This window comes from Anaerobium acetethylicum, assembly GCF_900096945.1.
GTDB classification, from domain to species: domain Bacteria; phylum Bacillota; class Clostridia; order Lachnospirales; family Lachnospiraceae; genus Anaerobium; species Anaerobium acetethylicum.
In genome coordinates, this window is sequence record NZ_FMKA01000023.1 from 47,155 (window position 1) to 59,011 (window position 11,857).

Sequence of the window (11,857 nt, forward strand, 5' to 3'; positions counted from 1 at the left end):
CTATCTTCCTTTCTCGACCTTGAATGTCTCCGGAGATTTGGTCTTTTGCGGCTTCATGAATTTCTGTCCTTCCGGTACTTTTGCCTTCTCTTGCTTCATGGATTTCTTGTTTTGCTCCCTGACGGCTGGCTCCACCCTGTCATAATGCCTGGAATACAGGTCCTCCCCCTTCATGGTGCCGACGACACGGTTCTCTTCATCGTAAAGCTTATACTGCTTCGTTCTGTCCAGAAAAGTCAGCATCGTTTTTCTTTGATTGATTTCCAGAATATTTTCTTTGGGAATCCAGATATATCTTGCGTCCTGCCCGAAAGTTCCAGGCACCCTTGTCTTGATTGCCGTTTCCCTCTCTTTTACAAGAAGTTCCCTGCTGATGGCAACATCGATCAGGTCAAGGTTCTTGGAAGCCGATACAGCTCTTATCCGTTCTTCCAAATCCTGATACCCTCTGATGCGGTTTATGAATGCCTCCTTGTCCATGATGGCCTTATATAGTCCGTCTGCATCTCCGTGATCCAGAACACCGATGGTTTCCAGCTTCCTGATCACATCTTCTGCCTGCTCCTTCCCGATAGCGAACTCCTCATTTACCGCATTGGCACTGATGCCTGGCTTTCCGATTGCGAAGAGCCCGACCTGTTCAATCAGACCTTCTATCTGTTCATCTGCCCTGGAATCCTCTCCTGTGAGAGACTTATCATTTCCCGGTTTCTGTTCCCGAAAAAAACCCTGCAGTTTCCCCTGCCCCTTCTTGTTCCCGTTCTGCAGATAATCATCGATCGTTATAATCTTACCGAACTTCATTCTCTGGATCATCCCATTGACTCTCGGAACTGCTTCTGAGTGGAAAATGACTTCTGATAATCCATCCTGTTTCTTCATATCCGGCAGTACCGAATAAAGGATTCCATATTTCTTTGCCATCTTCTCTACCTTTTTCATCTCATCGCTTTGGAACTGGAAAATCTGCAAATCTCCGCCTTTCATCAGAAGTTTTTTCATGGACGTCCTTCCAAGGGTCTTCTCATAATCGAGCATGCCCTTCAGGAACTCCACTGCCTTCTGCATGGCTCCGATGCCGCCGCTTCCGACTTTCATTGCGATTTCAATCCCTTCATATGCTACCCTGATAATCTGTACCGCTTCCTGAATTTCTTCTGCCATAATCTTAACCGGAATTTTTTTGAGCATAGTTTTGTTCAAACCCTATGCTCTAATTCCGGCCTGCCTCCTTCCTGTCAATAATGACTTCCTTCTTTACCCTGTCTTTAATGTCTCCGGTATCCATTCCCCGGATTTCCTCTTCGGTCACATCCATCCCATAGGCGCTCAGAATAGCCGCCAGACGGTTGACTGCCTTCTCTTCCTCAATCCGGTACATTTCAAGTGCGACCAGAAGGTTTTCAACCCGTCTGATCCACTCCGGCTTCTCATCGCAGATTGCTTCGTATTTTCTTATGATTTCCTCTGAATCCTTATCCGTTGCAGCCAGCTCTTGAACCAGCAGACCAATGAGCTCCGTATCATCTGTCTGAAATGCGAACTGGAAGATAAACTCCCTCTCTTCCTTTGAAAGATTTTGAAAATGGGCATCCACCAGCCCCACGGTTTCTTTGATTCCCTTTAAACTCATTTCTGTCCTCCTAATAATCCATGCTGTTTTCCAGAACAGCAATTTCAATGATTTCCTGCATGTTCTCTGCAGGAAGCCTGCTGTTGATCAGCTCCACAAGCTGATTCTCCTTCAGCCCTTTTTCGATGGCAGTGCGGATCATAACAAGCTGCTCTTTCACAAGTTCGCCGCCTGCAACCAGTTTCACCAGATCCTGTCTGGACCTCTTCCTGATTGCCAGCTTTGAAAGCAGAGCCAATGCTCCGCTTGTCTTCTTTTCTGCCCGTTCCATCAGAAGCGTCTGAATCACATGTCCTCTTGTATCCACGAAAGCCGGATGATAAAAAGCCGGAATTCCATATACATATGGAACCTGTGCCCCTGGCGCTTCCTGCATTCCCTCTGATACAGCTGGCTGCATGTTATCCGATGGCGCTGCCTCTTTTGAATCACCCGCTTTTCTCTGCATCTTCCTTATATCCCTTTCCTTTTCCTCAAGATCTCCCCGCAGTCTGGCAATAGTCGCATCAGCCTGGCTGATCTTATCCTGCATCTCTTCCAGCATCCGGTCCTTCTTCTGTATGGATTTCAACAGGTCAACCTGTTCTTTCTCATCTTTCCCGGCACTTGCCAGGCTCTTCAGTTTGTCATTCAGGACATCATAACGCTTTTCCTGACAATCGATTTTTGAGACAACGCTCCGGATTTCTTCCAGCAAGGCTCTTATTTCGCCTGATTCTTCAAACTCCTTTGCCTCGGCTGCCTTCTCTGTCGTTTCCGGATCTATCCTGTCCAGATTTTCCAATACCGACCGGTAGGCTTCCACCATTGCTGACGGCGAATCATCCCTGTCCACGACCGCCTTGATCTGTTCTAATGGGACGCCCTTTTCGTAAAATTCTAGCGCCACAGCCATCTGATAGCCGTTCATCTTCTTATTTGCAAGTACGGCAACCACCTCATCCGGATACCCCTTCCGCAGGCACTGAGAATAGATCCTCATCTGGCTGATGTCCATATCCGGCTGCTTATAGCGGTTTGTCTGCTCTATGGTAAGTCCAGACTGCAGGTCTTCCTCAATAAGCGCAATCACTTCTTCTTTTACCCGCCCGACTTCCCTTAAAGTTCTGACATATTCTTCATTCCGCTTCTTTGCAACTGTCTTCTGTTCCTGGTTCATATTTTGTCCTCCTTTTATCCGCAAAAAAATAACAGCCTAACGTTTTGGCTGCTTCTCTGCTATTCTGTCTTCCATTGTCCGTTTTCTGTCTGCTTCTAATTTCAATTCTTGCTCTTCTGCAGTAAAATCCTTTAAAATGGACTCTGCAACCTTCCATTCTTTGTAGATTGCCTTCTCCCTTTCGCTGACCTCGGAATACCTGCTTCGGTAGTATGTCCTCAGCTGCTCGGTCTCGTCATAGGAATAGCCTTCCTGCTTCAGCTGTTTCGACAATTCCTCCCACTGCTCATGCTCCTTTTCAAAGAAATGGTCTCCGTTCTGAAAACAGTTCTCACACTCCCGCAGCTCTTTCATCTGGCCCGCGATACGAAAAAGCGATCCGCATTTGCTTCGAGCCTTATATACCTGGCTCTTTTCTTTTGAAGCCATACGTTTTCTGCTCTCAAGGTCTTCAGCTGCGAAAGTCAGCTCTGCAAGGTCATGGATGTCATGCCGCGCCAGAAACAGGTACTGCTTCTGCAACAAATGCATCTTCCTGATATCATCCCTGTATTTCCAAGCCTGGCTGTAGGGCTTCTTCTTCAGCTTTCCGGTCCGGTACAGTTTTGTAAAATACCGTTTCTGCAGGCCTGACCATTTTGCTTTCCGATATCGCTTCACTTTGCAGAATAAAATATGAGGCTCTGTCATCTTTGGTCTTGGCTGATAGGAAGTCAGGGCTTCCGTCATTATCCTCTCTCGGATTGCTTCCTCTGAATAGCGCTCTCCTAAGGACTTGCACCTCTTAAAACGGCCCATTCCCGGCGGCCTGATGGCAAGATATTTCCCTGCACCTTCACCTGGCGCATTTTTGATTTCATACCCCTTCTCTGCCAGCAGATCCAGGAATCCCTCAAAGGACGCCGCCTGCAGAATGCAGCTATCCAGATCCCGCTTTATCATATTGCTCCATACAAACCGGCCGTCCCGCCTCACGTTCCATTCGGGCACTTCCTGACGGTCCTGTTTCTTTCCAGTTTCAAACTCCAGCTCCGATAGGCCATATTCCCTGCACAGGCGGTTCATCAGAGGCTGGATTTCTTTTGCCCAGTCTCCCTTTTCATAGCGGTATTTCTTTCCGGTCTGGAAGCTGACGCTATTAAAGATGATGTGGGAATGGCAATGATCGGTATTGTCATGCACGGCATAAATCAGTTCGTACTCTTTTCCGAGATATTCCTGTGCAAACTTTCCCGTTATCTCCATGGCAGTATCTGCATCCACTTCCCCTTCCTTAAAGGACAGAATCAGGTGATAGCCCTGCCGTCTGTCCGCCTTTCCGAATTTCTGTTTGGTCTGTTTCATCTGCTCGAATGCTGCATCCGGCAGACAGTTGAAACTCTGGACAAGCCTTCCTCCCTGGGTCTTTTTCCCATCGGCAATGTAGTCGATGGCATTCTTAAGGGATTTCCCATGGTAGGAGGAGCCGCTGTCCTTCATATATAAAATCTTACTGATTGCCAATTCGGACCACCGCCTCATTCACGGATATATTCAGCTTCCTCATATAGGCTGTCAGCAGCTCCTTATCCCTTGCCGAATACAGTGCGGAATTGTTATTGAAGACGACCTGATTGATATTGATGCCGATATGATTTATTTCATTGATCAGCTCCTTTAAAAGCATTCGGATTTCCGGATAATCATTTGGCTTCTGGCTGAGAAGAAACCGCAGATACTCCGCCTCGCTAAGTTTTGCTTCTCTTGCTCTTCTTTCTAAGGCTTTTGCTTCTTCCGGCCTGAGTCTTAAGGTTTTTCTTACCGTGTGGACTTTATCTGCCATCATCTCACCGGCCCTTTCTTATCTGCCTTTTTATCCATTGCGTTCTGTGCACCTCCTTATCCGTATTTCGATAAAATTCCCTTTCTTCTTCCTCTGCCTGGATGGATACCCGTGTGGGGCAAGATACGCATCAGCGACGTCACCGCCCTGATGCCTCTTGTTAGGTGGAATTCTCCCCCTAAAACCCCCTGATACACTCCGTGAGTGACTATTTATCACTCATTTTTGGCTTGTGAGTGACTTTTCTGCAATCACCTGCCCATTTTGAGTGACTGTATATCACTCACAAAAACACATGGGTAAATACAATCCCCAGCTTGTGAGTGACTCCCAGTCACTCATTTCGGCCCTGTGAGTGACCTTTTATCACTCACCTTGCTGATTTGAGTGACTTCTGCTCACTCACGGATTCTTCATCCATAGATCTGACCAGTCTGGCGGCCTGCAGCCATTCGTTATAATCCTTAAAGCCGGCAGGCGGCGGACAGTCTTCCACTTCATAACCCTTTCCGTAGTACTTTTCCATCAGATTTTCCGCCGCCTTTCTTCCTGGTGCATCGTTATCCAGACAGAACCGTATGGCGGTAATCTGCGGATACTCCGCCAGAAACGTTTCAAGAGGCGCATCCGCCAGCATTCCCAATGCAAGCTTGTTCGTTTCAAAATCCATATGAATATCCGCATAGCTCATCAGATCAATTGCTGCTTCAAATACCACAAGCTTTGTATTGTTTTCGTTCACATCATTGAATCCATAATGTTTGTCATTTCCTGCCACGTCGCATCGGAAGCCCTTCCCATCTTGATCGAATACCCCTCTCATGCTGGCAAATCTCGTAACCCCATTCCTGTCGTTTCCCTTGAACACAATGTTGTGGTAATGCCTTGCTTCATAGATTAGTCCCCTATTCAGAAAATAATCGATAACCGCATGTGAGATACCGCGCTCCCGGTTCAGATAGGTCCTAAGATCGGAATTACCGGATGACGGCTCAGGAAGAGAAAACTGCTTTCTCTCCTCTTTCTTTGCCGGGAACTGATGCTTCAAAGGAGCTACTCTGCCCTGGGAATCCATTCTCTGATAGCCCGCAAAATCAAGGAGCCAGAAAACGGCTCCCTTTACGTCCATCCCACAGAACACCCTTAAGAAGTCAATCTGGGAACCTCCATTTTCTCCCTTGTCATACTGTCTGGACCAACGGAACCAGTGGCTTTTCTCATAGATCCTGACTGAATCCATTTCCGTCAAGGTATGGTACCTTCCCACCCTCTTTACGGTATATCCAAGGCTTGCTGCCACCGCTGTCAGATCGATGCTCTTTGCAATTGCAAGCTCTTCTTCCGAAAACCGCTCCATAATCTCACCTCTTCTTTTCTTTCTCTGCGACCATCGGGATTTCAAAATCAAGGGAGTTGTAATCCGTCTGGAAGATATGGTTCGGATTTGCCAGTATCCCTTTTTCCCGGAAACTAAAATACCGGCTGTTATCTCCGCCCACAATAATATGATCCAGGAGCCGGATTCCCATAAGGCCGCAGAGCTTGATCATCCTGTCCGTCATGATTGTATCCTCCTTGGATGGCTGAAGCGATCCGGATGGGTGGCAATGCAGAAGGATCATATGGGCGGCATTAGACAGGATGCTTGTTTTGAACAGCTCTCTCGGATGTGCCAGCGCCTCAGTCAGGGCGCCGATGCTTGCAAAGTGGCAGTTGATCGGAGTACTATCCGCCTTCAGATTGATGACGCACAACACCTCCCTGTCCATCTCGCAAAGCTGCTTCCCTATCACATCTACGGCATCCTGAGGGCTGCTGATCCGATGCTCCGAAAAGATTGGAGCATCTTTAACAAGCCTGACTGAAATCACATCAAGTTTGAATGTCTTCTTCCTTGGCATACCGATCAGCCTCCTCTCCAAACTCGACATGAACGATGAAATCGCCCTTGCTTTCCTTAATAAGCTGAATGATTTTTTCCATAGTTGCTTCCTGTTCCATCAAATCCCTCCATCTTATCTGAACTGGTTTTTGGAATCATATACCAGCTTCGGCTCCGCAACGATTCCATCCAGCCGCTTGTTGGGAGTATCTGTTGCAAGGCTGAGCTTTCTCAGATCCTTATCATAGTGGTAGACCTGGTTGGAAAGCCTTTCATCCAGAGATACCTGATCCATATTGATCTCAGCTACCATCTGGGCCAGCTCGTTTGGATTTCCCGCATTGACCGACACGGCAATCACTTCGTGCACAGATGAAGGCATGATATAAAGGTCAGAGTCCAGTTTTTCTGCCAATCCATGCAGCCCTTCTTCGTAAAGCATGGAAGCTGCACCATTTACTCCCCTTTCATTGGAGATCACATACATCACCCTGTCCTCCGGCATTTCACCAATCATCATGTCTACAAGATCTCCCGGCATACCATCCTTCATAAACATGTCCCTGATGACCTCGTTCATGGACTTAATGGTTGGCGGAAGCAGGATTTTTGTATTCACCTGCGCCACCTGGAACAGCTGCTCTTCATCCATGCCCAATTTTTCAGCCAGCATTGTATTGACCATGGTGCTCGAAATCCCTTCCAGATCTACATCTATGAGCCAGCGATAGATGATGGATAGATCCTGAAACGCACGGTGAGGCATGTTTTCAAGCATCCCCTTGTTCTGCTCTGTATTCACCAGCTGCATGATGATGTTATCTTTTGCGCTGTCAAAATTAAGCATGCTGAAAGCATCCGGAGCCTGTTGGATTGCTTTTTCGATGGAATCCGCCGCCTCCCTTAATACTTTGTCCATGTCATTGCACGCCTGATACTGCTCGTACATGGAATTGAGGTAGATTGTCGGTGTCGCTAGGGTGCTTCTTTCATCCAATGGGACAATATGGAGTCCGTCAAGCGTCTGGTTTACTTTGGATATAGAATGGATGTCCACTTGGCTATTCTGGTATTCTTCCGGCATGTAGTCCAATATCCTTTCTGTTATTGCTTTTTTGAATAATTCGTAATTTATCATGAATTTTCCCTCCTGAAAATAAAATAAGGGAGATACAGTTTGGCTTGTATCTCCCGGGGTGGTTGGTTGCTATTCAGTTCTGACTGATCCTGCTATGGCGGAATCTTCTGGCGTTTGTATTTTTGCAATCTGATTATACTCCTTTCAAAATGGGTACAAAAAAAGCCAGAGTCGTCTGGCTCAATTAACGAAACAATTCAGCACATCATAACAGAATAGGAAAAGTGCTGAACTACTTTTCGAAATCCCCTGAATTTTTCAGATGCTGTTTCACATGATCAATATCCTCTTTGGTAAACTCCCTTGTCTGCACCACATGCGACCATTTCCCATCCTCACCTTTCACATTGCTCATAGCTGCCGCCAAGGTATTATTGTAAGTCACACCACTTCTCCATTTTGAAGTGGGTTCCAGCCCACCATTTTCATACAGCTCCAAATAATAACTCGAATCAATGAATCTTGCATACTGCTTATTCCCATCAAAATCCATCGGCCCTTCTTTGGTAACATCTGTATCAACTATCGTGACCTTTGCCTGTTTCTCTATCATATTCTTCCTGCTGTCTGTCGCGGTGTAGGTAATCACGATTTCTCCAGACCCGCTCAAATCAATGAATGCTGCGGATGAATAGTCCTTTACCATGATTTCTATTGACCCATCTTCTCTGTCTGTAGATTTTGCAGTTCTCAGCAGCTCGGCTTCGGTAATCACGCCGTGATTCGCTTCGTATAAAGTAAAGAACCGGTCACTGCATATCAGTTCCGGCGCATAATCCCAAATCGCATATAGATGAATGACATCTCCATTCACACTTGTCAGATTCTGAACCTGCTGTCCTTCTGCGTAGCTTGCCGAAAAGGCATTCTGGTCGGTATGCCAGCCAAGATAAACACATGATTCGGATGGTGGTTCAAAGCTCATGGCTGGCAGTGTAGATGCCTGGTCATATCTGCAGGTCAGCGCCTCCATCGTTCCACTTCCACCATTGGGATGAAATACAATATGATAGGCGTTTGCCTCTGCATTAGCTCTTAAATCTACATTCCCAACCACTGTAAAGGTATACCTTTTGTTGCTGGAACTATAAGTCCCGCTCCAGTTGGCCCATGAATATCCTGTTTTCACTGATGCGTCAACCGTACAGCTTGCGCCGTAGTAATAACTGCCTCCACCTGATACACTTTCAATCCCTGTTCCCCCCTTTACACCGATGGTATACTTCTTTCTTGCAATATAGACATAATGATTCTTCTGTCCCTTTACGGTATACCTGCTGACGAAGCCCGCATTGTAGCAGTCACTTCCTGCATAAAACCATTCAAAGTCAGATCCATAATACAGATTCCGACTCTCTGCCAATGTCCATTCCCCGTTATAATTCCCGCCTGTATCCTGATACTTCACATACACATTCTGCCCATACTGCTTCCTGGTTACCGAAACATAGGAGGTCTTATCAAGCTTCGCGGTATATGAAATGCTTGCGGGATTATAGCAGTCATCTTCGTCCCTTGACCATGATACCGTTTCCCCATACACATAATCCCGATTGATTACAGCACTGTATCCTCCATAACCTCCGCCTGCATCCTGATACCTTACATATACCGTCTGCCTTGACTTTAATTCCGTCACATAATTTATGGCCTTATTGAAATAATTGTGCAGAGAGCTCGGATTGCCCCATGGTGCAGCCTTTGCGATTCCATTGTAATCCGTATAGACATTCCCCCAGAAGTTGCCGTAATCATCCATGGAACCGCTGTTCGTACGGTTTCCGTACTTATCGATTTTGATGGTTATCATGCAGCTGTCTACCACCAGATACCCGCCATTTAGTATAAACTCGTTGAAGGCCGTACGGTTCGTCTGTGCCAGCTTTGACTTCACATAACTGAGATTTATTCTATACAAATCGTAGATATAGCCGCCGGATGATATCTCGTTCACATTTTCCACCGTATATCCTGACAAATTGAAATAGATGTATGATGACTGGGAGCTGGTCGTCACTTTCATACGATAGCCGATGGTTCCCCAGTTGGTCGTGTTTTTGCTTGTATTCGCCGCTTTTCCCTTTGTCGCATAATAGAAATACCCATCCTGAAAGACAATTGAAGATCCGTATGAATTATAAAACGTAACCGCATTGTCAAAGTTACCGGCCATTACATCCTGACGAGGAGCCATTGCAGATGTTCCGACTATGGACAAAAAGAAAAACAGACTGAACAAGCCTGTTTTCCATAATTTCTTCATTCTATTCACTTCCTCCTAAAAAACAAATACTGACCAGTTATAGCATACCGTCTTATCGGTTCCATCCGGATTCTGCTTTCCTGTACTGTACGTCCCTACAAAGGAATACAGGTTGCCGCCATCTCGCAGCTCGATTTCCGGTATCACATCATACAATGCATATCCCTTGCTGGTAACACTGACTTCCATATAAGCAATTCCCTGCTCGTCAAGATATTTCATGATTCGGTCCTGCAGTTCTGCATCTGATACTGCTTCATTTTTCCAGCTTTCAATCATGCTGTCCAGATCCGCCTTCTGTGCGGATGTAATATCGCCCTTGGCTGACCTGGAGTCTTTCCACCCTTCCGAGATTGGAACATACTTGTTTTCCTGTACCGGAACTGCTGTCGGCGCTGGCACTGGCTGAACTGGTTCTGTTGCCGGTTCCGTGTTTGGAACTGTTGCAGGTTCTGAAATCTGCTTTCCGGCCGTCTTCTCCTGATTTGTTGCCTGTATCTCGTCAGAAGCTTGGGGTTCGGATTTTGTGGTGCTCTTATCCGCCGTAACTGGTTTCGCTGTCATCTTACCTGCTATAATGGATTCCATTTCTGCTGGCTCTTCTTGCTCTCCCGCTTCCTCTATCGTGGCCTTCTCATCGACCGCTGTAGCCTCTTCTGCCTCAGCCGCAGGTTCTTCTAATGATGTAGGCGTCGCCTCTTCTATTTGCTCCTCTACGGCATCTGTATCTGCCAATACCTTTTCTGAATTTCCTTTTGAATCCAGACTGTTATAGATAAGGGTGCCAACAACCAGCGAAGACAAGACAAAGACTGCAATCATCGATTTCCTGTGTTCCTTCCATAACCTTTTCAATTGTTCTTTCATATAAACCCTCCTCCCGACTCTCTCATTCCCGTTAACTGACGGGCACTGTATACTGCTCCATGATAACCGTTCGCTTTATGGATACCTGTCCTTCTGTTCCAATAGGATGCTGATACGTTTCTGTCACCTCAACGGATAACAGACCCTTCTGATAATCCACATCAAGGATCTTTACCATGACCGTGCTGTCTGAATTGATCTGAACCAGCAGGGCATCCATAAAATCAGTAGCAAACTCCTCATTACTGTTTACGGAATATGCCGTATCTTCAAACTGATTTTCGACCGTATCCATTAACGCGCTGTCTACCGCATCATTCAGTTCATTCTGCCTTATGCTGGTTCCACAAAGTGTCATGACGATGACAATGGACAGGATAGAACAGACTGTGATGCCGAATCCTAAAAACACACTTTTCATAGCTGCCCTCTCCTTTCATCCACTGCAATCGGTATCTTCCAGACGCTGGTCAGGTTTTCCCTGTCCCTGATCTGAAAATAGACCTCGTAAACTCCTGCATTTGGAAAATGGATGCTTCCGTCAGCCTCTGAATAAGCGTTCATGACACTCGTTCCATCTGCTTTTCTGATATCCAGGATTTTACCAGACATATCATTTGTGAACAACTCTGCAAGGATCACTTCATCCATCAGGTAGATTACGCCTTCCATATCCTTCGCATAATAACGCTCCAGAAATCCCACATCTTCACCTGCAAAGAACCTTCCAAAGGCTGGAATATAGGCCGCTTCAGGTTTTGTCCGGCTGTGCCAGGCGGCCACTGCATCAAAATCACTATAGGATGTATAATCCACCTCTTCTTTTTCTGCTGATATTCCGGCAATTTCTAAGATTCCATTCCTGTCTGAGACAGACAAGCCAAACAGGATTCCAATAACCAGCATCGCTGTCATGACTGCAAGTATGGCCGAACCATATTCCTGAACGATAATTTTCATCTTACATACCGCCTCCCAACACACTTATGATAAATTTCGGGTCAATCATTTTTTTCGTGGGATTGCCACCACGTAATGTATTGATTTGTTACGCCCCCCTTGACCGGATGGAAAAGCAATGCTGTTCGTTTAT

General features: G+C 46.3%; 13 protein-coding genes. All 13 read right to left on the reverse strand.

The genetic code is table 11. From position 1 onward, the window contains the following. On the reverse strand, positions 1-1,191 hold the full coding sequence (locus BJR36_RS14675) for a PcfB family protein (protein WP_242875590.1): 1,191 nt from the start codon (positions 1,189-1,191) through the stop codon (positions 1-3). Positions 1,192-1,213: 22 nt separating this feature from the next. Next, positions 1,214-1,633 (reverse strand): hypothetical protein, encoded by a 420-nt coding sequence (locus BJR36_RS14680; protein WP_091235719.1) that lies wholly within the window; start codon positions 1,631-1,633, stop codon positions 1,214-1,216. A 10-nt stretch (positions 1,634-1,643) separates the two neighbouring features. After that, on the reverse strand, positions 1,644-2,792 hold the full coding sequence (locus BJR36_RS14685; protein ID WP_091235723.1) for a hypothetical protein: 1,149 nt from the start codon (positions 2,790-2,792) through the stop codon (positions 1,644-1,646). Between the two features lie 36 nt (positions 2,793-2,828). Continuing rightward, complete coding sequence (locus BJR36_RS14690) at positions 2,829-4,295, reverse strand: relaxase/mobilization nuclease domain-containing protein (protein ID WP_330387947.1); 1,467 nt, start codon at positions 4,293-4,295, stop codon at positions 2,829-2,831. Then, positions 4,282-4,617, reverse strand: coding sequence for a plasmid mobilization protein (locus tag BJR36_RS14695; protein ID WP_330387948.1), 336 nt, complete (start codon positions 4,615-4,617; stop codon positions 4,282-4,284). The genes BJR36_RS14690 and BJR36_RS14695 overlap by 14 nt, the downstream gene beginning before the upstream one ends. A gap of 367 nt (positions 4,618-4,984) precedes the next feature. Next, positions 4,985-5,971: a DUF3991 and TOPRIM domain-containing protein gene (locus BJR36_RS14700; RefSeq protein ID WP_091235726.1), complete on the reverse strand. Its 987-nt coding sequence runs from the start codon at positions 5,969-5,971 to the stop codon at positions 4,985-4,987. Positions 5,972-5,975: 4 nt separating this feature from the next. Further along, positions 5,976-6,515, reverse strand: a complete 540-nt coding sequence (locus tag BJR36_RS14705) for a JAB domain-containing protein (protein WP_091235728.1) — start codon at positions 6,513-6,515, stop codon at positions 5,976-5,978. Further along, positions 6,487-6,615, reverse strand: a complete 129-nt coding sequence (locus tag BJR36_RS20925; protein ID WP_278276593.1) for a hypothetical protein — start codon at positions 6,613-6,615, stop codon at positions 6,487-6,489. The genes BJR36_RS14705 and BJR36_RS20925 overlap by 29 nt, the downstream gene beginning before the upstream one ends. Before the next feature lie 14 nt (positions 6,616-6,629). Beyond that, positions 6,630-7,634 carry a DUF5688 family protein gene (locus tag BJR36_RS14710; RefSeq protein ID WP_091235730.1) on the reverse strand — a complete coding sequence of 335 codons (1,005 nt, stop codon included), beginning with the start codon at positions 7,632-7,634 and terminating at the stop codon, positions 6,630-6,632. Between the two features lie 232 nt (positions 7,635-7,866). Next, entirely contained in the window at positions 7,867-9,897 is a 2,031-nt protein-coding gene (locus BJR36_RS14715; RefSeq protein WP_091235732.1) for an InlB B-repeat-containing protein, read from the reverse strand. A gap of 15 nt (positions 9,898-9,912) precedes the next feature. Beyond that, positions 9,913-10,764, reverse strand: a complete 852-nt coding sequence (locus BJR36_RS20775; protein WP_242875591.1) for a hypothetical protein — start codon at positions 10,762-10,764, stop codon at positions 9,913-9,915. Between the two features lie 31 nt (positions 10,765-10,795). After that, positions 10,796-11,185 carry a hypothetical protein gene (locus BJR36_RS14725; RefSeq protein ID WP_091235734.1) on the reverse strand — a complete coding sequence of 130 codons (390 nt, stop codon included), beginning with the start codon at positions 11,183-11,185 and terminating at the stop codon, positions 10,796-10,798. After that, a complete protein-coding gene (locus tag BJR36_RS14730; RefSeq protein ID WP_091235736.1) occupies positions 11,182-11,724 on the reverse strand; it encodes a hypothetical protein in 543 nt (180 codons plus the stop codon). Before BJR36_RS14730 ends, BJR36_RS14725 begins: the two co-directional genes overlap by 4 nt. Positions 11,725-11,857: the final 133 nt, after the last annotated feature.